Genomic DNA, 20791 nt, shown 5'->3' on the forward strand with positions numbered 1-20791 from the left:
ACTCTTGTCGGCCCCCCCATTCTTCGTGATAAACTCCTGAGAAGGACCGGGAACTGACCGGCCGTCCGGGAGCGCCTTCTTGACTTCTCATCCGTCGTTCTGCCGTCCTGGCCTGTCCGGGCTGCATTTCCCATGCTGATCGTCGCTTCTTTGTCGGTCCTGGTGCTGCTGTCGGCTCTTGCCGTGGTGGCCGGTAGCCGCGAGATCACCCATCGGCTGGTCCATGCCGGTTGTGCCGCCGCAAGTCTGGGGCTGTTGGTCGCCGGGTTGACCCATCTGGGCATTGGTCCGGGCGGCAGTCCGTCGATTGTCTTGCCGCTGGGCCTGCCTTGGATGGCGGCGCATTTCCGTCTCGACAATCTGTCGGCGCTGTTCATGGTGGTGGTCGATCTGGCCGCCGTCGCCGCTTCGATTTATGGCATCGGCTATTGCCGCCATCTGCCCGAGGTGCGGCGGGTGACGCCGTTCTTCCCGCTATTTCTGTTCGGGATGAACGCGGTTCTGCTGGCCGACGACGCCTTCATGTTTCTGGTGGCGTGGGAATTCATGTCGCTGGCGTCGTGGCTGATGGTGCTGTCCGATCATAAATCGGCGGAAAATCGGCATGCCGCCGTGATTTATCTGATCATGGCCGCGTTCGGCACCTTTTGCCTGTTGACCAGTTTCGGTCTGATGGCCGGAGCGGGTGGAACCTATACCTTCGCGGCGATGCGTCAGGCCGAACTGGCGACGATTCCGGCCTTTCTGGTCGTATTGACGGCGGTGCTGGGTGCCGGGTCGAAAGCCGGTCTGGTCCCGCTTCATGTCTGGTTGCCGCTGGCTCATCCGGCGGCCCCCAGCCATGTTTCCGCGCTGATGAGCGGAGTGATGACCAAGGTCGCGCTGTACGGCCTGATTCGCATTCTGTTCGACCTCCATGGCGACGTTCCGTGGGAGTGGGGCGCGGCATTGATGGTGATCGGCGGAGCCAGCGCGGTGCTTGGCGTGCTTTACGCGCTGTTCCAGGACGATCTGAAGCGGCTGCTGGCCTATTCCACTGTCGAAAATGTCGGCGTCGCGGTGATCGGACTCGGGCTTGGCATTGCCTTCAAGGATGCAGGCGAACCGGCGCTGGCGGCGTTGGCCCTGGTCGGCGGGCTGTATCACATCGTTAATCACTCGGTCTTCAAGACCCTGCTGTTCCTCGCCGCCGGGGCGGTGATCAGTGCCACCGGAGAACGCCGTCTGAGCGGGTTGGGCGGGCTGCTCAATCGGATGCCGTGGACTGGCACCGCCGCTTTGATCGGCGCGGCGGCGATCTCGGCTTTGCCGCCGTTGAATGGTTTCGTCTCGGAATGGCTGATCCTTCAAGCGCTGTTCAAAGGTCCGGGTCTGCCGCACTGGGCGATGAAATTCGGCGTGCCAGTGGTCGGCGCGATGCTGGCCCTGGCGGGGGCGCTGGCCGCCACTTGCTTTGTCCGCGCCTACGGGATCGCCTTCCTCGGGCGTCCGCGCTCGTTGGCCGCCGCGCGCGCCGATTTGCATCCGACCCCGGCCAGCATGCGTTGGACCATGGCGGCGCTGGCCCTGCTGTGCATCCTGCTCGGCGCGATTCCGGTGACGGTGACCGATGCATTGTCGGCGGTGGTCCAGCCGATGACCGGGCTTCATTTCGCGGTGTCGGCCGATCTGGGCTGGCCCTGGCTGTCGCCGGTCAGTTCGACCCGTGGGTCTTATTCGGGTACGATGTTGGTGATGGTGGGCACGGCGCTGTTCGCGATTGCGGTGGTGCTGGCGCACGGGTTGGGCACCCGGCGGGTTCGCCGCGCCGACGCCTGGGATTGTGGTCACCGCGAGGACATTCCCGAAACCCAATATACCGGCCAGAGCTTTTCGCAGCCGCTGCGCCGGGTGTTCGGCACGTCGGTCTTTCTGGCGCGTGAGACGGTCGAGATGCCCGAACCGGGAGAACGCAGTCCAGCGCGGCTTTCGGTGCGGATGATCGACCCGGTGTGGGTCTGGCTGTATGACCCGATCGCCCGTGCGGTCAATTTCATCGCCGACCGGGTGAACCGGATGCAGTTCCTGACGGTGCGGGGCTATCTGCTGATGATGTTCTCCACCCTGGTCTTCATGCTTCTGGTGGTGGCGTGGAGGCAGCAGCCATGATCGAGATTTTGATCCAGGCGGCGCAGATCTTCCTGGTGGTGGCGCTGGCGCCACTCGTCACCGGCTGGGTGCGGCTGGTCAAGGCGCGGTTACAGGGGCGGATCGGAGCATCGCCGTTCCAGCCCTATCGTGACCTCTACCGCCTTCTCCAACAGGAAGCGGTGGTGGCTCATTCGGCATCGCAGCTGTTCCGCGCCGCACCCTATGTCACGTTTAGCGCGGTGTGGCTGGCCGCCGTCCTGATCCCGACCTTTACCACCGATCTGGTGCTGGCTCCGGCCGCCGATCTGATCGCCCTGGTGGCGCTGTTGGGAGTGGCGCGGTTCTGGACCGCGCTGGCCGGGATGGATGTCGGTACCGCCTTCGGCGGTCTGGGCGCATCACGCGAGATGCTGATCGCCTCGTTGGCCGAACCGGCAATGCTGATGGTGACCTTCTCGCTGTCGCTGCTATCGGGCAGCACCGCGCCGTCGCAGATCATCGCTTTCGTGCTGTCGGGCAGTGTCGGTATCGAGGTGTCGATGGGGCTGGCCCTGGCGGCGCTGGTGATGGTGGCGGTGGCCGAGAACGGACGGATACCGATCGATAATCCCTCGACCCATCTGGAACTGACGATGGTGCACGAAGCGATGGTGCTGGAATATTCCGGTCGCCACCTCGCTTTGATGGAAGCGGCGGGGATGGTGCGTCTTACCCTGTTTCTGGCTCTGATCGGCGGCTTGTTCGCCCCGTGGGGCATCGCCCAGGCTGGGGCGGGCGTGACGGCGATGGCGGTGGGGCTGGGGGCGTTCCTGGCCAAAAGCTTTGCCCTGGCCTCGGCATTGGCAGTGTTCGAGACCGGAATCGCCAAAATGCGGGTGTTCCGCTATGCCGATTTCCTGGGGGGCGCGTTGTTGCTGGGGCTGCTGGCGACGATCTTTCTGTATGTGTCGGAGGCGGTGTGATGGGAGCAGGTCAGATCTCCTATGACGTCGCTCATCTGATCGGCGCCACCGTATTGATGGCCGGGCTGCAATTGCTGTATCAGCGTCGGCTGTTCGCGGTGATCAATACCTTTGCCTTTCAGGCGCTGGCGCTGGCGGCGGCGGCGGGGTGGCAGGCCCATGTCCAGAACGCGCCGCATCTGTACGTCACCGCCGGAATCTCTCTGGTGTTCAAGGCGATGATCGTGCCCGTCGCCTTGCACTGGCTGATCGAGAAGCTGGGCATTCACCGCAGTGTCGAGACCGCGATGTCGATCGGCTGGACGATGATGGCCGGGGTAGCGCTGGTGGCTCTGTCGATTCTGTTGGTGTTGCCGGTCACCGCCAATGCGGCGGCGTTGACGCGCGAGAGTCTGGCTCTGGCAATGAGCGTGGTTCTGATCGGACTGCTGATGATGATCACGCGGCGTAACGCGGTGACTCAGGTGGTGGGCTTCATGGCTCTGGAGAACGGCCTGATCCTGGCGGCGGTGTCGGCCAAGGGGATGCCGCTGGTGGTGGAAATTTCAGTGGCGTTTTCGGTTCTGGTGGCAATGACCCTGTTCGGCATCTTCTTTTTCCGTATCCGCGAGCGCTTTGACACTCTGGATATCAACGATGTCGAAACCTATCGCGGGGACCGGCAATGATCGACCGGCTGGCGGGCTTGCCCGGACTCGATAACCCGCTTTTGTGGATTCTGGCGCTGCCGCTGGGTGCCGCCGGATTCCTGGCGGTGATCCGCGACTGGCGGGTGGCGTCGTGGGTCAACGTCGCGGTGTCGGGAACGACCTTTGTCGCCTCCCTGGTCTTGCTGCGGGTCCGCCCGGCACCGACCAAGCTGTTCTTTATCGATGACTTCAATGTCTATCTGGTGGTGCTGACCGCGTTCGTCGGTCTGACCACATCGATATTCTCGGCGGCCTATATCGCCCGTGAGAGCGAGGGCAACCGCCTGTCCGATCTGCATCTGCGCTTTTACCACGCGATGTATCAGGCGTTTCTGTTCACGATGCTGCTGGCGTTGTCGGCCAACAATACCGGGGTGATGTGGGTGGCGGTCGAGGCGGCGACCTTGACCACGGTGCTGATGGTCAGCCTGTACCGCACCCGCGAGGCGATTGAGGCGGCGTGGAAGTATTTCATCCTCTGCTCGGTCGGAATCGGATTGGCTCTGTTCGGCACGATCCTGGTCTATCTGGCGGCACAGCCGGTGATGGGCGACGGGGCGGATTCGATGGCCTGGACCGAAATGATGCGCCGGGCGGCGGAATTCCAACCCGATTTGCTGAATCTTGCCTTTGTGTTCGTGTTGGTCGGTTATGGCACCAAGGTTGGACTCGCCCCCTTGCATGCCTGGTTGCCCGATGCCCACGCCGAGGGGCCGACGCCGATTTCGGCGGTGCTGTCGGGTCTGTTGCTCAATGTCGCGCTTTACGCCCTGTTGCGCTTCAAGATGCTGCTTTCGGCCAACGGTCACACCCTGTCGCCCGGCCCGCTGCTGGTGGTGATGGGGCTATCGTCGCTGTTCCTGTCGGCCTTCATGCTGTACCGACGCGGCGACATCAAGCGGCTGTTCGCCTATTCCTCGATCGAGCATATGGGGCTGATCACCTTTGCCTTCGGGATGGGGGGGCCGCTGGCTAATTTTGCCGGTCTTTTGCATATGATGATGCACTCGCTGACCAAATCGGCGATCTTTTTCGCGGTCGGCATCATTTCGCAGAACGAGGGCACCAAGCGCATTGCCGATATCCGGGGATTGACCGTTTCCCATCCAGTGCTGGGCTGGGGCTTTGTTCTGGCGGTGTTGGCGATAGCCGGTCTGCCGCCGATGGGCGTGTTCATGAGCGAGTTCCTGGTGCTGGGCTCGACCTTCGCCCGCGAGCCGCTGCTGGCGCTGCCGCTGGCAATCGCGCTGCTGCTAGCATTCGGGGCTTTGATCAGCCGGTTGCAGATGATGGCATTCGGCGAGCCGCCGCCGCGATCGCCGGTCCAGAGCAGCGCTGGTCGAGTGTCGGGTATCCTGGCGCTGACGCCGCTGTGGCTGCACATGGCGCTGGTCCTGGTGGCCGGGCTGTATCTGCCCGCGCCGCTGGTGGCGTGGTTCCACACCGTCGCGAGGATGCTGGGATGATCGGGCAAGACTCGCTGGTGGCGTTTTTGGCGGAAGCCGAAACGGTGGAGGGCAGCCACCCCTATCCCCGCGTGCGTCTGGACCGTGTGGGCTGGCAGTCCCTGGTGGCCCGGCTGGCGGGGTCCGAGTGGTGCCTGATGGCGGAGTGGGGCGAGCAGGACGAGGTGCACGTCGCCCTGCGTGACGAACGCGAGGGCGATATCCGCATCGTCTCGCATCGCTGCGTTGACCGGCGCTTTGTCGCGATCGGGACGGTAAGGCCGGCGGCGATTCGGCTGGAGCGGGCGATCCGGGATCTGTGGGGGCTGGAGCCGGAGGGGCTGGATGATCGCCGCCCCTGGTTCGATCACGGTCGCTGGCCGTCGCGCCAGCCGCTGGCGGCGCGGCCCCGCGATCCGTCGCCCACGCCGTTTGCCTATCCGTTTCTGCCAGCGGAAGGTGAGGGGCTGCACCAGATTCCAGTCGGGCCGGTCCATGCCGGGGTGATCGAGCCGGGTCATTTCCGCTTTCACGCCCAGGGCGAGACGGTGGTGCGGCTGGAAGCACGACTGGGCTATACCCACAAAGGGATCTCGGGGCTGGCGGCGGGGCGGACGGTCGAGGCGGTGGCACGGCTGGCCGGGCGGATTTCTGGCGATTCCACCGTTGCCTATGCCCTGGCCTTTGCCCGTGCGGTCGAGGCCGCCACTGGGGCCGAGGTGCCGCGCCGGGCCGACTGGCTGCGCGCTCTGATGGCCGAAATGGAGCGGCTGTCTAATCATCTCATCGATATTGGCGGCATCTGCAACGATGCTGCGTTCGCGGTGATGCTGGCCCATATGTCGGTGTTGCGTGAACGCATCCTGGGGGTCAATCGGGCGCTGTTCGGCCATCGTCTCTTGATGGATCAGGTGGTTCCGGGCGGCGTTGTCGCCGACCTCCCGCCCGAAGGCTCCGAGACGATCAAGCAATTGCTGTACGAGTTGCACAAGGAAATCGAGCGCGCCCGCCAACTCTACGAGAACACGCCGTCGCTGTCCGACCGGACCCAGGGCACGGGCATTTTGCCTTCCGCCCTGGCCAATCGGTTCGGTGCGGGCGGAGTGGTCGGCCGCGCCTCGGGGCGTGGGCATGATGCGCGGCGCGTGCCGGGCTATCCGCCCTACGAGATGCTCGACCTTGCGGTGCCGATGCTGCTGGAGGGCGACGTCAACGCCCGCGTGATGATCCGTTTCGCCGAGGCCGCCGAAAGCCTGCGCCTGATCAACCGCATTCTACTCGAATTGCCCGACGGTCCGGTGCGGGCCGACCTGCCGCGACGGGCAGGCGAGGGGATGGCGCTTGTCGAGAGCTTTCGCGGCGAGGTTCTGGTGTGGGGCCGGGTCGATGCCGAAGGGCGTGTTGTCCGCCTGCATGCCCATGATCCGTCCTGGTTCCAATGGCCGTTGTTGGAAGTGGCGATCAAGGGCAACATCGTTGCCGACTTCCCGCTGTGCAACAAATCGTTCAATTGTTCTTATTCGGGGCATGACCAATGATTCCCCCGATCTCAAAGCTGTTGTTTCGTGCCCTGACCCGAGGACCGTACACCCGGCGCGGCGCGGTCTCTCCCGATCCCGATGGTGCGGCCGAGCTGGCGCGGGCGGTGGGCGACCGGGCGCGGCAAAAGCTGGGCCGCTCCCTGGCGATCCGCGAGGTCGATGCCGGATCGTGTAATGGCTGCGAATTGGAAATTCACGCCGTCAACGGTCCGGTCTATGACCTGGAACGCTTTGGCATTCGCTTCGTCGCCAGCCCGCGCCATGCCGATGTGCTGCTGGTCACCGGGCCGGTCACGGCCAACATGGTTGAAGCTTTGCAACGGACGCACGAAGCGGTTCCGTCGCCGAAATGGGTGGTGGCCTTGGGCGATTGCGCTCGCGATGGCGGCTGCTTCGCCGGGTCGTATGCCGTGCTGGGTGGGGTGGCAGCGGTGCTGCCGGTCGATCTGCACATCCCCGGTTGCCCGCCCGAGCCGACGCGGATTCTATCCGGTCTGCTGGAACTGCTGGAGCGGGCGGCAAAAGGGTGATCTTTTCGTCCTTCTTATAACAAGAGCCGTGCACCCGCGCTCCCCCTCGGCTAAGACAAGAGTAGAGAGACGGGATGAGCGTTGTCTTAGTCCCGGTGGAGGCGATGGAGGTTAAGAAAGGGGTACGATGACAATGCGCATGAAATCTTTGGTTCCTGCGGTGCTTCTGGCGGCGACCGTTGCGGCTCCGACGATGGCCGAGGAAATCGGCAGTGTCTCGACAGTGTTCAAGGCGCTTGGTCCCAACGACAAGATCGTGATCGAGGCGTTTGACGATCCTCAGGTTATCGGCGTCACCTGCTATCTGTCGCGGGCCAAGACCGGCGGCATCAAGGGCGGGATCGGCATTGCCGAGGATACCTCCGATTCCGCGATCTCTTGCCGTCAGGTCGGACCGATCCAGTTCCTTGAGCCGATCAAGGACGGCGACACCGTGTTCAAGAAGGACACGTCGCTGTTGTTCAAGACGATGCAGGTGGTCCGATTCCACGACCGCAAGCGCAACGTCCTGGTCTATCTGGTCTATAGCGACCGGATCATCGAGGGATCGCCGCAGAATTCGGTCGCGGCGGTGCCGATCGAGAAGAACTGGGTTCCGTGAGGTGAGTGCGGAACTCCCCGCCGACCAGCGGTTGTTGCTCGAAGGGCTGCTGTCCCGACTCGACCTTCTCCCCGATTCGGCGGCGCTGGCTCATTTCATGTCCGAGGTCTTGCGCAGTCTTCTGCGCCGTCAGGGCGATGCCGAGTTCCGCGAGATGATCCAGACGGCTTTTGCCGACGGTCTGGTCGCTCATACCTGGGAGGAGCAGAAAGCCCTCGCCGCCGAAGTGATTCGGGTCGTGATCGTCAAACGACCCGAGATCGCCCTGGCTTGGCAACGGGCCAGTGCCGCACCGCCTCCGTCCGCGCCGCGCCGCGCCGCCGATGTGGCTGTTGCGTCTCCGCCCGCGTCTCCTCCCACCGCGCCGCCGCCCGAGAATTATATTTATGCCGAGGCCGAGACTGGTTTAGGCCTCTACATCGCCGATATCGCCTTGCGGCGGCTGGCCCAGATACAGGTGCCACCAGCGGCATTGCCTTCGGCCGCCTATCATTCCGCTCGGCCGTTCTTTCTGTTCGATCCGGCCCTGGCCGAGGTGCTGCGCGCCTTTATCGCCGGGCCGCTGTTGCGCTATTGCCGCGACGGGATGGACCGGCGGGTCTACCGTCCGTGCGAGGGGGCTGTTCCCGTCGGGGACGAGGCTTGGACCGCCTATATGGCCGACAAGCGCGATGTGGTGTGGGCAAGCCTGCTTGAGCGGTTGACCCGGCTGGCCGCCGCCCATAAATCGGCCGAGACCAAGCAGGCTGCCGTTCAAGATGGTGACGATCCGGGCTACCGCGTCGTCGAGGTGCCGGTCACCAAGCCCCGCCATTACACGATTTTGGGTGTCGAATTCACCCTGGGGCACGTCACCACCACCCGTAAGGTCAAGGTCAGGACGCCTTCAGCCAATGCGCTGGAGCCGAATGAGCAGGAGGCGCTGGACCTGCTTGCGGAGTTGCGGACTCTAGCCGAGCAGGCACGGCTCGACCTGCCGGACAGTGTGGATTTCCAGTTCCTGCGCACCTTGCTCGATTATAACGTCCGCCAATTCGTTGCCGCCCGTGACGAATTGATGAGCCTGATCGGGCAGGGGACCAGCGGCCCGTTCTTGCTGGAGCGGCTTCGCGCCATCGACGACGTTCTGAGCAACGTCATGGCCGACATTCTGGGTCTGATGCTGTTCACCCGCTACGGTGACAGGCGGTTTGGCCTATCCGATTTCTATTATTTCTGCCAGGGAGCCGCTCGCGATTTCAGCGCGGTTGGTAATACCCGCCCGTTCAGTGTGATCGAGATTGCCTCGCGGCCGCGTGAACTAGTGCTTCAATTGCGTGAAGCGCTGCGGCGGCGGGTTCATCCCGACAAATTTCTGTCGGTGGTCGAAAAGTTGCTGGAATGCTGGACAGTGGTCGGGCGCGCTCGTTTCGGCGAAGAGCTTGATCAGGGGCTGGCGATGTTCGAGTCTTTTGCCCCGTTGTTTGCCGACGATCCCGACCGCGAGGTTATCGCCGAAATCGCCCGGATGGTCCGGGGGCAATTGGTGACCAGCGGAACCAGCCGCGAGTCGCTACTCTTGGCGGTTGGGCGGGCCTATGAACCGATTGGACGGCGGTCGCCGGGACGACATTGATGCGGATTCTTTTCATCACCGCCAGCCGGATCGGCGATGCCGTGCTTTCGACCGGCCTGTTGAACTATCTGGCCGAGCGCTATCCAGACGCCCGTTTTACTGTCGCGTGTGGTGCTCCGGCGGCGGCTTTGTTCGCTGCGGCTCCGTTCGTTGACGAAGTGATCCCGCTGGTGAAGCGGCGTCGGGCCGGGCATTGGATCGAGTTGTGGCGACGCACCGTTACCCGACGCTGGAGCTTGGTGGTCGATCTGCGTGGTTCCGCGATCAGCTGGTTGCTGCCGTCGTGGCGGCGGCGGGTGCTGAGATCTTCGTGGGAACCGCGTCACCGGCTGGCTCATCTGGCCACGGTGCTGCGGCTCGATACTGTGCCGCAGCCTCGTTTGTGGGCCGGAGCGGACCAGCGCGCGGCGGCTGAACGCCTGATCTCGCCGGGTGGGCCGGTGCTGGCGGTTGGCCCGACTGCCAATTGGGGAGCCAAGCAATGGCCGGCCGAACGCTTTGTCGAGGTTGTCGAGCGTCTGACCGCGCCGGGAGGGATTCTTCCCGGTGCCCGCGTGGCAGTGATCGCTTCGCCTGCCGAGCGCGCCGCTGCCGCCCCGGTATTGGCGGCGGTGCCGTCCGAGCGGCGGATCGATCTGACCGATGGAGCCGGGGATCTGGCAACGATTTATGCGTGCCTGGAGCGGTGTTCTTTTTATCTCGGCAACGATTCCGGGCTGATGCACATGGCTGCGGCGGCGGGTGTGCCGACACTGGGACTGTTCGGGCCGTCGTCCGAACTGTTCTATGGACCGGCGGGGAGGCGGTCCGCCAGCGTGCGCGGACCACGCTCGTTTGAGGACATTTGCCATGCCGCCGATTTCGATCACCGGCGCCAGGAATGCTTGATGCTCGATCTCGACACCGAGGCGGTGGTTGCGGCGGCTGAACGGTTGTGGACCAGCCTGTGATCCGCAGGCGCCTGCGCCTGTCCACGACGGCCTGGGCTTTGCTGATTTCATTGGTGCTGCATCTGGCCGCGATTCTGGCGGTGAGGCAGATCGAGGTCTACATCCCCTTCGATCCAGCGCAGGAGCGGGTGACAAACGTCGAGCTGGTGCCCCAGCTTCCTCCTTCGCCTCCACCGCCTCCACCTTTGCCATCTCCTCCGCCGCCCCCGCCGCCTCCCCCGGAACCAAAGCCGGAGCCGAAGGCGAAGGAACCTCCGCCTCCACCGCCGCAACTGAACCGTGCGCCGATCGCCAAGCAATCATCGGGGGCGAAATCTGGCGAGACCGCGCCCCGGCCCGCCCAGACGACGGCAGCGGTGGTCAGCGTCGAAACGGGAGGAAGTCGTAAGCCGACAGCTCCGGTGCGGGGTGGCCTCAGCCAAAGCGCTCAAGACTTTATCTTGGCCCAGATCCTGAAAATGTGGCGGTTCGATTCCGCATCGATGAAGGGAAAGGGGGTGGTGATCTCCGCTGTGATCGAGATCAATGCGGATGGCACTCTGGGCGGAATGATGAACCGCTCTGTCCCGTGGAATCCCGAGGCGGTGATTTCCGGCTATGACAGGCTGCCTCCCAACAGCGCGCTGCGGCGGGCATTGGAATCTTACCTGCTGGCGTTACGGCTGTCCCAGCCGTTGACCTTGCCGCCCGACGACGGCAAAGGGTGGCCGCGCCGGATGGTTCTGCGTTTCGCCATCGACGATCTGTAGCACGCGGCAACGAAAGGTCACCCCATGAACGGGGCCATCAATCGGTTGAACAGGCCGGTTGGCCGGATTGGGTCGTCGCCGACGCAGAGGCACAGGCAGGCAGTATCGGAATCGGCGATAGGACGATAGAGGCGGTTGGCGTCCTCGACGGCAAAATCACCCGGTCGGTAATGGGTGGCCTCGTTGCGATATGCTCCCTGCAACACGACATTGACCTCGGTGACGGCATGGCGATGGCGCGGCGATACCACTCCGGCCTCCATCCGAATCAGTCTGGCCTGGGCGTGGCCGCAACTGACCAGGATCGCCTGGTCAATGCCGGGAGACATGCGCCGCCAGGGCAGGCTGGACGTATCGCCACCGCAATAGGCACCGATCGGGCCGGGCAGGGTGGAGGTCGCGCCACGAGCGGGTGCGCGGGGTATGGGGGGCGTGCGGTCGAGTCGGGCGAGTACGCTGGCCAGGGACTCTTCGGCCATCGGAGCCGCGGGCAAGGACTCAAGACGTGTGCCGCCCAGGGCTTCAAGCCGGGCAACCTCGGCCCGGCAGCGCGGGCAGAAGGCAAGGTGGGTGGCGACGGCCAGCGCCGTCGGCTCGTCCATCGCTCCGGCGGCATAGGCCGCCAGCAGCGCGTCGGAAGGGTGGAAGGAGGCGCTCATCGGCTTTCTCCCAATAGGGCCTTGATCCGCCCCATCGCCAATCTCATGCGGGATTTAACGGTTCCTAACGGCACATCCAGCCGGGTTGCGATCTCGGCATGCGGCACGTCCTCGAAAAAGGACAGAGCCACCACCCGCGCCTGATCCGGTGGCAAATGGGTCAGAGCGTCGCGGACCCTCTGTTCGCGTCGTCCGGTCTCTAATGCATCGTCGGCCGGTGGGGCCGGATCGACGATCAGTTCGGGGTCGTCCAGGTCGATCTCGGGCCGCCGTTCGTGGCGTAGGCGATCGATCCTTAGATTGCGGGCAATGGAGAAAATCCAGGTTGCCGCCTTGGCCCGTTCGGGATCGAAATGCGTGGCCTTGCTCCATACCGCCAGCATCGCGTCTTGCGCCAGTTCCTCGGCCACCGAATCCTCGGTGCCCAGGCGGCGCAGATAGGATTTGATCCGGGGCGCGTAATAACGAAACAACTCGGCAAAGGCGTCCCGGTCGCGATTCCGTGCCACCGCCTGCAACCGGGCGGCCATGACCTGGGCTTGCGAGTCCGCTTCGGTCGAGACCTGTTCGCGCGAGTCCATGATCCTCCCGTCGGCTGGTGAGCCAGTCCACCGGATCGATTACCGGCGGAACCTGACCCAGATCATCGGCGCGACGGGAGGAAAAAGCCAGCATCAGCCCGCACCGGCGGCCATCCGTTCATAGCTGACCGCCAGCGAGCGGAGCACCGGCCCGGCATCATTGTGGCCGTGGGCGATGTCGCGGAGCGCCCGCGCCAGGGCGATCAGGGTGGTCTTGTCGGTGGTGCGCAGGGTGGTCGAAGCCATCATCGGTCTCCTTGCAGAGCGTCGGTTATGATGGTTCTACGTGGACCCGGCCGGATTGGATCACCAGCCGGGTCAAAAAAATATCAGGGGAAGCCGCCGCCCGTTACGTTGGACTGTTTGCCGTCGGTCAGGTGCAGGTCTATTTCGGTAACCGGACAGGCGGCAACTCCGGTGCTGCGTCCGCCCATCGGCCGAACCACCGTCTCGACCATGCATTGCTGCGAACAGACCTCGGAACAGACCTCGATGCGGTTTTCCCACAATTCGGTAGCGGCCTGAACGACATAGCCGTGCATCGCCCGCGTGTCTTCGTCGGAATAGCGGCCGCCCAGCGCCTTGGTGTACTCGGCGACCATCCGGTCGGGCGAGATATCGGAACAGCCACAATTGGCGACCAGACCGAGGAATCGGCCCATCCGGCCGTACCAGGCCGGTTGATCCGAAGGGGGCAGACAGCCGGGCAGCAAGAGCGGCAGCGCCAGTGTCAGCACGAGACCTCGCCGCCCGATCAAGCTGTCCGCTCGATATGGTCGGCGAGCCGTCCCAGCGCGGCGGACAGCAAGCGGTGATCATTGGCATCAAGGACGGCGGCCATGATCGCGGCGGCTTCGTCGCCGATCAGATCGATGGCCTGGAGCGCGGGCAGGACTCCCTCCTCGGATATCAGGTCGAGAGCGGCACTGAAGATTCGGTGTCGCCCGCCGCGCGATTCTTCCCCCAACATTTCAGCCAGAGCCTCGGGACAGGGCTGCTTGCGGTGGACACGAAACGCGAGACCTCGCAGTAAGCGAGCTTTTTCAACTGAATCGAGAGAATTATTGCGGGCCATCATGGACGCTCCTGCTCCGGCGAACTCCGGGCTCGCAACCTTCGCTCTCGGGCTGGGGGTGCGTCAACCTTTTCACGAGACAGATAGAGGAACGACGAAATCGGGTGCCTTGACCGTAGGGTCTGCCTCCCGCCTATAATGCCGATGGAGGATTCATGCTGGCCTGCGGACCTAGAGATCTGACGCGGATATTACTGCTTTCTGCTGCGCTGTTGCTGCTGCCGGTTCCGGCCTCGGCATCCGAGGGCAGCGGACTGCCGTTGCCGCGCTTTGTCTCGTTGCGCTCAGATGAAGTCAATCTGCGCACCGGCCCCGGCGTGCGCTATCCGATCGACTGGATTTATGCCCGCAAGGATCTGCCGGTCGAGGTGGTGGCCGAATTCGAAGCCTGGCGCAAGATCCGCGATTGGCAGGGGTCCGAAGGTTGGGTCCATCAGAGCATGCTGTCCAGCCGGCGAATGATGGTGGTGATCGGAACGCCCCGTCCGTTGCGGGCGTCGGATTCCGATTCCGCCGATCCGGTCGCGATGTTGGAGCCGGGCGTGCTGGGCCGTCTGCTGCAATGTCCGCGCAATCGCGATTACTGTCGCGCCGAGATCGGCCGCAGCCAGGGTTGGCTGCGGCGTGACGAGATCTGGGGTGTCTATCGGGGCGAGTGGATCGAATAGGCCCTAGGCAAACCCGAGGTTTGCATCAAGCGGCGATGGACTCAATTGATCGCGGCGGCACTGATTTCCGGGCAGATCAGATTGACGGTTTCGTCGGCGATGGCGATTTCCGCAGGCAGGCGGGCGATGATATCGCCATCGCCCTGAACCGGGGCGCCGCGTGGTCCAGTGACGATGATCGACTTGGCCGAGATCACCTGGACCTCGGGCAGCTCGGTCAGCTTCCCCAGCGGCAGGGCGATGCCATAACGCAGCATCCCGGCCACACCGGCGGCGGGCAGGACGCAAATCTCCAACATCGGGGCTTCCAGGTTGGCGTCGGGGGCGGCGACGAACGGCCCGCCGTAAAACCGGCCCTTGCACGCCACCACCATCCGGCCTTCGTAGCTTATGCCATCGGCACGGATGGTCAGGATCGGGAAGTCGTAGCCGACCGCCTGCTTCAACCCTTCGACGACATAGGCCAGCTTACCAGCGTGGCGCTTTAGCGTGACGTTCAGCCCGGCGACGACTTCGGCGTCGAGACCGGCTCCGGCCATCAGCAGAAAACGGCGGCGGTTTGCGGTGCCGAGATGGACCCGGCGCGCCGGGCCAAAAGCGATGGCGCGGGCGACTTGTTCGCTGTCGCGGGGATCAAGCCCGATTTCGCAAGCCAGCACGTTGGCGGTGCCGAGGGGGAGAACCCCCAGAGCCAGTCCACCCCCGGCCAGAGCCAGCCCGTTCAGGACTTCGTTGACGGTCCCGTCGCCTCCGGCGGCGATCACCGCGTCGAACAGCGCCGTATCAGCGCGCGCGGCGAAATCCTCGGCATCGCCGCGTTTGGCCGTTTCCTGGATGGTGACGGCACAGCCCAGCCGTTCCAGCCGCTCGGCAACGCCGATCAGACGGCGGCGTTTATGGCGGCCTGCCGTGGGGTTGTAGACGACCAGAACCCGGCGTGGCTGGGTCGGCGCGGCTTCGATCGACGGGATCATCGTGTTTGCCAACATGAGCGGTTCTATATCTCGGATTGCCAGCGAATCATCAGTGAAATAATTGTTACCGACATTATTCATTTTGATGAATTTTGTCAAAACTAAGGCGATCTATATGTACAAACCGCCATGTCAGCACTAGAACCGCAACACCAGAGGTGTCCGGAACTGAGATTTGATAGGTGGATGCATGAACGCCAGTACCAATGTAAAGCGGCGTTACAGGACTATCTGGATTTCTGACATCCACCTTGGTACTCGCGGCAGCAAGGCAGACGATCTGCTCGAATTTCTGAAAAGCACGGAATCCGACACGCTCTATCTGGTTGGCGATATCATTGACGGCTGGCGGCTGCGCAAATCGTGGTTCTGGCCGCAATCGCACAACGACGTGGTGCAGAAGCTGCTGCGCAAGGCGCGCAAGGGAACAAGGGTTGTGTTTGTTCCCGGCAATCACGACGAATTCGCCCGCGATTATCACGGCATTCTGTTTGGCGACATCCGGGTCGCCACCAGCGCGATCCATCAGACCGCCGATGGCCGTCGTCTTCTGGTTGTCCATGGCGACGCCTTTGACGGCGTGGTGAAGCACGCCAAATGGCTGGCTCATCTGGGTGACGGAGCCTACACCCTGGCATTATCGCTCAATCATTGGCTGAACGTGGCTCGCCGCAGCCTGGGCTTCCCCTATTGGTCGCTGTCGGCCTACCTGAAGCACAAGGTCAAGAATGCGGTTCAGTACATGGCCAATTTCGAGGAAGCGATGGCCGAGGAAGCGCGCCGCTGTCAGGCCGATGGCGTCGTCTGCGGCCATATTCACTACGCCCAGATGCGCGACATGAACGGCATTTTGTACTGCAACGACGGCGATTGGGTCGAAAGCTGCACGGCCTTGGTCGAGGATTTCGACGGCAGTCTTGAGATCGTTCACTGGCTTCAGGCTCCGGGGATGTACCTCGATTCTTCCCTTCCGGCCCCGAAAGACAGCGCCATCGAAGCCTCACTGTTGCTCAGTCGTCCGTGATGACGTCTGGACTGTCGCAAGGAGAAGGAATGCGCATTCTTGTCGTCTCGGATGCCTGGCTTCCTCAGGTCAATGGTGTCGTCCGCACTCTCGATACACTGAGAAGCGAATTGCAAAGGGTCGGCCACGAGGTGGTTATGGTCACGCCCGAGCGCTTTCGCACCGTGCCTTGTCCGACCTATCCAGAGATCCGGCTGGCGGTTCGTCCCGGTCCTCGGGTGGCCCGGCTGATCGAGGAATCACAGCCCTGTGCGATCCATATCGCCACCGAGGGGCCGCTGGGCTGGGCGGCGCGGCGCTACTGCCTGCGACGGCGGTTGCCCTTCACCACCGCGTATCACACTCGCTTTCCCGAATACATCAAGGCGCGGTTTCGTGTGCCGTTGCCGCTGTCTTATGCGGTGATGCGGCGGTTCCATTCCCCGTCGTCGCGGGTGATGGTGGCGACCCAGGGGATCGAGACCGAATTGGAACGGCGCGGGTTTCACCGGATCGGCCGGTGGTCGCGCGGTGTCGATACCGAGATGTTCCGTCCCCGTCCCGAAGCAAAAGGCGAAGGCGGTCCCTTTGCCGGTTTGCCCCGGCCGATCTTTTTGTATGTCGGGCGGGTCGCGGTCGAAAAGAACGTCGCGGCGTTCCTGGCGCTGGACCTGCCCGGCACCAAGGTCGTGGTCGGCGACGGGCCGCAACTTGACGACCTGCGCCGTCGCCATCCCGAAGCCCACTTCGCCGGAGCCCAGTTCGGGGAAAAGCTCGCTTGGCATTATGCCGCCGGGGACGTGTTCGTTTTTCCCAGCCGCACCGACACCTTCGGTTTGGTTCTGCTCGAAGCGCTGGCCTCGGGGCTGCCGGTGGCGGCCTATCCGGTGCCGGGACCGCTTGACGTGATCGGAACCAGTCCGGTGGGACGGCTGGACAATGATTTGGGGACGGCTGCGTTAGCCGTGCTCGGCACCGATCCGGTGCTGTGCCGTGCTCATGCCCTCGACTTCTCGTGGGCGGCATCGACTCGCCAGTTCATCGAGAATCTGGCTCCGTTCGAAATTATCTGCTGGAAAGAACCGGCCCCGCTCTGATGTCGTTACGGCGTTATGGTTTGGTCCGTTGCGGCGGCCCGTGCGTTTGAACGCTGGTATTTGTTCAGTCCCTCGGCCATGGCGGCCGTGAACCAATCGTTGCCGGCTGGGGCGGGATTAGCCGCTGCGGCAGTTGTCTTGGCCGCTTCGGTCGTCGTCGTTGCCGTGCTTTCGCTTTGGGCCGCGACGACCGGGGCCGTGTTGGTCGGCGCGATCAATCCAGACTGAGGCCGTGATCCGGTGACGGGAAGCGGCGAACGTCCGCTATTGCCCGAGATCGACGTTGCCACCGCCGGAGGCGTCCGGGTGGCGAGTTCCGTGGTGCGCGATGGCATGGTCAGCGTGCGTGGCGATTTGCCGCCCCACATCGGGCGGGTCGCAGCCACATCTCCGGTGTCAGCGATGGAAATTGCGGCGGGTGGAGTTTCGACCTTGGCGGCGGTCTGTTGGGCGGCGGCGACGGGAGCCGCACTGGCGCTGGCACTGACGGCCGGGCGCGGCATGGCGGCAGGCGGGGCGGGTTCCTCGCCGATCATGTCGGTGAGCACGATCGGTCGGGCGTCGGTTTTTGTGTCGGTCTTGGTGTCGTTCGCGGCGATGGTTTGTGGCTGGGCCTCTGCCGTTTTTTCGGTGGGCGGTTGGGCCTGGGCGGGTGGAGCTGCCTCAGCCAGGGCGGTGCCGCTGTCTCCCGTCGCCGGATCGTCGCGGAACAGGGCGAGCATGTGACCGCCAGCGGAGTCACCGGTGCTTTCTTCGATCACGCCGCTAACCGTCGCGCCGATCAGGCCGATCACGCCGCCGAACAAAGCGCCGCCGGTCAGGCGAGCCGCAATACCGATCTTGTCGCCGGACAGTTCGCGATAGACTTCGTTAACCAGCGGGATGTGTTGCAGAGGGTTGATGACATCGACCAGATCCCAGAAAGAAGGGCTGTCATCGTCGGCACCGAACATGCCGATGTGGTGGCTTTTCGATGCGGTCGAGTCTGACGATTTCGAAGACGCGGTTTCGGCGTTTTCCGACGGCAATTGTGGAATCAGGGAATCGATCGGATTCGAAGGCCGTACAGAAGACGTGGCGGACACCGACATTGCGTCACCTCGGGGACTGGGTCGTTCTCGTTTTTGCAAGAACAGTGCCAGAGCGAGGGTGGCGGAAAGTCTGGGGTTGCCGTCCGCGGCGGCACTCCCCCGACGGCCGGATGCCGTCGGGGGGAAGATTTTGCCCGGTCGTTATTTCTTCTTCGGCTTGTTGGCCAGGGCGCGCTCGATGCCCTGCTGGATGATCTCGCCAGCCTTTTCCGGGCCACCCCAGCCCTTCAGCTGGACCCACTTGCCGACTTCCAGGTCCTTGTAGTGGACGAAGAAATGCTCGATCTGCTGGACCAGAATCTTGGGCAGATCCTCATAGCTGTTCACGCCGTCATAGAACGGGTGCAGCTTGGAGTGAGGCACGGCAAGAATCTTTTCGTCCATGCCGCCCTCGTCTTCCATCAGCAGCACCCCGATCGGGCGCGAGCGCATCACCGCGCCGACCGCGACGGGGGTGCGTCCGACCACCATGATATCAACGGGGTCGCCGTCTTCTGACAGGGTGTGTGGGACGAAGCCGTAATTGACCGGATAGTACATCGCGGTATTGAGGAAGCGGTCGACGTACATCGCGCCGGATTCCTTGTCGATCTCGTATTTGACCGGATCGCCGTTCAACGGGATCTCAACGATCACGTTGACGTCGCGAGGCGGGTTTTTACCGATCGGAATCTTCTTGAGGTCCATGGGATTGGTTAGTCCTGATCAGAGAAACGGTGAGGCTGCCGCATCAAAGCGGAGCCTCGGACAGCGCGCCGACCCGGCCCGTGATGGCCTTGGTCTGCGCGAAAGGAAAAAACCGGAGGGCATCATTTTACCCCTCCCAATGGGGCATCCTCCGAGAATGAGCCTGCCGACGGCGTGATTCAACCATGCTGGGGCGGCTCGGTCCGGTAGTGGCGGGCCAGCCAGGGCAAAAGCATCAAAGCAGGCAGAGTCACCACCGTGGTTATCAAAAAGAAATCGACCCAGCCAAACCGATCGGCCAGCCAGCCGCTGGTCGAGGCGAACAGGGTCCGCCCTACCGCCGTCAGGGACGAAAGCAGGGCGTATTGGGTGGCAGTATAAGCCACATTGCACAATCCTGACAGATAGGCGACCAGTGCCGACCCAGCCATTCCGGCGGTCAGGTTTTCGGCGAAGACGCAGACGGCCAGGGCGGCGACATTGTGCCCGGCCATCGCCTGGACGACATAGAACAGATTGCCAAGCGATTGCAGGACGCCAAAGAGCAACAGCGCCCGCATCACTCCCAGCCGCGCCACCAGGGCGCCGCCGATCAGGGTTCCGAGGATAGTCGCGCCAAAGCCGAAGATCTTGCTGACCCAGGCGATTTCTTCCAGCGCGAAACCGCTTTCGATATAGAGGGTGTTGGCCATGGCTCCGGCCATGGCCTCGCCGGTCTTGTAGCCGACGACAAAGAGCAGCACCGCCCACCAAGCAGGCCGCGCCATGAAATCGGCGAACGGGCACACCACCGCGCCGTATAGCCAGGCCGCGACGTTTCCTAAGCGGCCTTGCAGGTTGGGGCGGCTGGCCAGGAAGTCGGCGGCGCGGGCCTCGCGCTCACGGGTGGAGTCCGATACCGCGACGGCGGGTTCGGGGCCGAACAGAAACACGGCCATGCCCACCGCCACCAGGGCCGCCATCGTGGCATAGGCGGCAAACCAGCCCCAGGCCGAGGCGACGAACAGCGCCCCCGCGCCCGAGGCCAGCATCGCGAGGCGATAGCCGGTCTGGACCGCGCCGGCTCCGGGGCCTTGGGATTGGGGGTCAAGGATCTCGACGCGATACGCATCGATCACGATGTCCTGGCTGGCCGACAGGAAGGCAACCCCCAATGCCAGCAGCGCCGTGGCCCACAGGTCGCGGGCTGGGTCCATGGCTCCCAGCGCCAGGATCGCGACGATCAGAAGAAGTTGAATCGACACGCCCCAACTGCGCCGTCGTCCCATCCGCCGGGTCAGCACCGGCAGGTTCAAGCGGTCGATCAGGGGCGACCAGAGGAACTTGAGGGCATACGGAGTCCCGACCAGGGCGAAGGCACCGATTGCGCTGCGGCTGATTCCTTCGCTTTTCAGCCAAGCCGACAAGGTGGAAAAAGTCAGCAGCAAAGGCAGGCCGCTGGAAAAGCCCAGCAGCAGCACCAGCATCACCCGCCTGTCGAGATAGGCGGTGAAGGCGGCGGACCAGCTTCGTTTCATTGGGGGGAGGGGACCGGGAACAGTGGGGGAAAGAACAAGCTCTCTGTCATGCCAAAGCGGTCGGGCGGCTGGCAAGATAATTCGCCAGAGGGTCTTTATACCGCTCTCTTTAGCCCGGATACGCTTCGCCATCTTTTTGCCATGGTTGCACGCTCCGCCCCCCGACCTATATAAGGCGCGGGGGATGGCCGATTGGGTCGATCCCCGGACAATTTCAGCGATTCAAC

The 20791-nt window shown here is 63.6% G+C and carries 22 protein-coding genes; 13 read left to right on the plus strand and 9 right to left on the minus strand.

Features of this window, described 5'->3' with window-relative positions; genetic code table 11:
* The first annotated feature begins 132 nt into the window (after positions 1–132).
* The 10 genes from hyfB (at position 133) to PHAMO_RS19720 (ending at position 11212) form a co-directional block, all read left to right on the plus strand.
* On the plus strand, positions 133–2148 hold the full coding sequence (hyfB, locus tag PHAMO_RS11935) for a hydrogenase 4 subunit B (protein ID WP_002729669.1): 2016 nt from the start codon (positions 133–135) through the stop codon (positions 2146–2148).
* Entirely contained in the window at positions 2145–3092 is a 948-nt protein-coding gene (locus tag PHAMO_RS11940) for a respiratory chain complex I subunit 1 family protein (protein ID WP_002729670.1), read from the plus strand. The genes hyfB and PHAMO_RS11940 overlap by 4 nt, the downstream gene beginning before the upstream one ends.
* Complete coding sequence (locus PHAMO_RS11945; protein ID WP_002729671.1) at positions 3092–3760, plus strand: hypothetical protein; 669 nt, start codon at positions 3092–3094, stop codon at positions 3758–3760. The genes PHAMO_RS11940 and PHAMO_RS11945 overlap by 1 nt, the downstream gene beginning before the upstream one ends.
* Positions 3757–5247 carry a hydrogenase 4 subunit F gene (locus tag PHAMO_RS11950; protein WP_002729672.1) on the plus strand — a complete coding sequence of 497 codons (1491 nt, stop codon included), beginning with the start codon at positions 3757–3759 and terminating at the stop codon, positions 5245–5247. Before PHAMO_RS11945 ends, PHAMO_RS11950 begins: the two co-directional genes overlap by 4 nt.
* Positions 5244–6764, plus strand: coding sequence for a hydrogenase large subunit (locus PHAMO_RS11955; protein WP_002729674.1), 1521 nt, complete (start codon positions 5244–5246; stop codon positions 6762–6764). The genes PHAMO_RS11950 and PHAMO_RS11955 overlap by 4 nt, the downstream gene beginning before the upstream one ends.
* A complete protein-coding gene (locus PHAMO_RS11960) occupies positions 6761–7297 on the plus strand; it encodes an NADH-quinone oxidoreductase subunit B family protein (protein WP_002729675.1) in 537 nt (178 codons plus the stop codon). The genes PHAMO_RS11955 and PHAMO_RS11960 overlap by 4 nt, the downstream gene beginning before the upstream one ends.
* Before the next feature lie 127 nt (positions 7298–7424).
* Positions 7425–7898 carry a CreA family protein gene (locus tag PHAMO_RS11965; protein WP_002729677.1) on the plus strand — a complete coding sequence of 158 codons (474 nt, stop codon included), beginning with the start codon at positions 7425–7427 and terminating at the stop codon, positions 7896–7898.
* A gap of 1 nt (position 7899) precedes the next feature.
* On the plus strand, positions 7900–9513 hold the full coding sequence (locus PHAMO_RS11970) for a hypothetical protein (protein ID WP_002729679.1): 1614 nt from the start codon (positions 7900–7902) through the stop codon (positions 9511–9513).
* The gene (locus PHAMO_RS11975; protein WP_002729680.1) at positions 9513–10463 is read left to right on the plus strand and encodes a glycosyltransferase family 9 protein; all 951 of its coding nucleotides are present in this window, start codon (positions 9513–9515) and stop codon (positions 10461–10463) included. Before PHAMO_RS11970 ends, PHAMO_RS11975 begins: the two co-directional genes overlap by 1 nt.
* Positions 10460–11212 (plus strand): hypothetical protein, encoded by a 753-nt coding sequence (locus PHAMO_RS19720; RefSeq protein WP_002729681.1) that lies wholly within the window; start codon positions 10460–10462, stop codon positions 11210–11212. Before PHAMO_RS11975 ends, PHAMO_RS19720 begins: the two co-directional genes overlap by 4 nt.
* A 17-nt stretch (positions 11213–11229) precedes the next feature.
* On the opposite strand, the gene PHAMO_RS11985 is transcribed toward PHAMO_RS19720, so the two are convergent.
* The 5 genes from PHAMO_RS11985 to PHAMO_RS12000 all read right to left on the minus strand — a co-directional run bounded on the left by PHAMO_RS11985 (position 11230) and on the right by PHAMO_RS12000 (position 13530).
* Positions 11230–11871, minus strand: coding sequence for a ChrR family anti-sigma-E factor (locus PHAMO_RS11985; RefSeq protein WP_002729682.1), 642 nt, complete (start codon positions 11869–11871; stop codon positions 11230–11232).
* On the minus strand, positions 11868–12452 hold the full coding sequence (locus PHAMO_RS11990; RefSeq protein WP_002729684.1) for a sigma-70 family RNA polymerase sigma factor: 585 nt from the start codon (positions 12450–12452) through the stop codon (positions 11868–11870). Before PHAMO_RS11990 ends, PHAMO_RS11985 begins: the two co-directional genes overlap by 4 nt.
* A 93-nt stretch (positions 12453–12545) precedes the next feature.
* Positions 12546–12701 (minus strand): hypothetical protein, encoded by a 156-nt coding sequence (locus PHAMO_RS19475; protein ID WP_155801762.1) that lies wholly within the window; start codon positions 12699–12701, stop codon positions 12546–12548.
* A gap of 80 nt (positions 12702–12781) precedes the next feature.
* On the minus strand, positions 12782–13189 hold the full coding sequence (locus PHAMO_RS11995; protein WP_155801764.1) for a hypothetical protein: 408 nt from the start codon (positions 13187–13189) through the stop codon (positions 12782–12784).
* 17 nt (positions 13190–13206) lie between these two features.
* Complete coding sequence (locus PHAMO_RS12000) at positions 13207–13530, minus strand: hypothetical protein (RefSeq protein ID WP_002729688.1); 324 nt, start codon at positions 13528–13530, stop codon at positions 13207–13209.
* A gap of 152 nt (positions 13531–13682) precedes the next feature.
* Between PHAMO_RS12000 and PHAMO_RS12005 the strand changes: the two genes are divergently transcribed.
* Positions 13683–14195 carry an SH3 domain-containing protein gene (locus tag PHAMO_RS12005; RefSeq protein WP_002729689.1) on the plus strand — a complete coding sequence of 171 codons (513 nt, stop codon included), beginning with the start codon at positions 13683–13685 and terminating at the stop codon, positions 14193–14195.
* A gap of 41 nt (positions 14196–14236) precedes the next feature.
* Here the strand turns inward: PHAMO_RS12005 and PHAMO_RS12010 are convergent, their stop codons facing one another.
* Positions 14237–15184 (minus strand): diacylglycerol/lipid kinase family protein, encoded by a 948-nt coding sequence (locus PHAMO_RS12010; RefSeq protein ID WP_235720837.1) that lies wholly within the window; start codon positions 15182–15184, stop codon positions 14237–14239.
* A gap of 175 nt (positions 15185–15359) precedes the next feature.
* Between PHAMO_RS12010 and PHAMO_RS12015 the strand changes: the two genes are divergently transcribed.
* Both PHAMO_RS12015 and PHAMO_RS12020 read left to right on the plus strand, forming a co-directional pair.
* Positions 15360–16193, plus strand: coding sequence for a UDP-2,3-diacylglucosamine diphosphatase (locus PHAMO_RS12015; RefSeq protein WP_002729693.1), 834 nt, complete (start codon positions 15360–15362; stop codon positions 16191–16193).
* Between the two features lie 29 nt (positions 16194–16222).
* Positions 16223–17269 (plus strand): glycosyltransferase family 4 protein, encoded by a 1047-nt coding sequence (locus PHAMO_RS12020; protein WP_002729695.1) that lies wholly within the window; start codon positions 16223–16225, stop codon positions 17267–17269.
* A 5-nt stretch (positions 17270–17274) separates the two neighbouring features.
* On the opposite strand, the gene PHAMO_RS12025 is transcribed toward PHAMO_RS12020, so the two are convergent.
* From PHAMO_RS12025 to PHAMO_RS12035, 3 genes are all read right to left on the minus strand, one after another.
* On the minus strand, positions 17275–18360 hold the full coding sequence (locus tag PHAMO_RS12025) for a hypothetical protein (RefSeq protein ID WP_002729696.1): 1086 nt from the start codon (positions 18358–18360) through the stop codon (positions 17275–17277).
* A gap of 141 nt (positions 18361–18501) precedes the next feature.
* The gene (gene ppa, locus PHAMO_RS12030; protein ID WP_002729697.1) at positions 18502–19047 is read right to left on the minus strand and encodes an inorganic diphosphatase; all 546 of its coding nucleotides are present in this window, start codon (positions 19045–19047) and stop codon (positions 18502–18504) included.
* Positions 19048–19226: 179 nt separating this feature from the next.
* Positions 19227–20564 (minus strand): AmpG family muropeptide MFS transporter, encoded by a 1338-nt coding sequence (locus tag PHAMO_RS12035; protein WP_002729698.1) that lies wholly within the window; start codon positions 20562–20564, stop codon positions 19227–19229.
* Positions 20565–20791: the final 227 nt, after the last annotated feature.

Source organism: Magnetospirillum molischianum DSM 120, assembly GCF_000294655.1.
Taxonomy (GTDB): Bacteria; Pseudomonadota; Alphaproteobacteria; order Rhodospirillales; family Magnetospirillaceae; genus Phaeospirillum; species Phaeospirillum molischianum.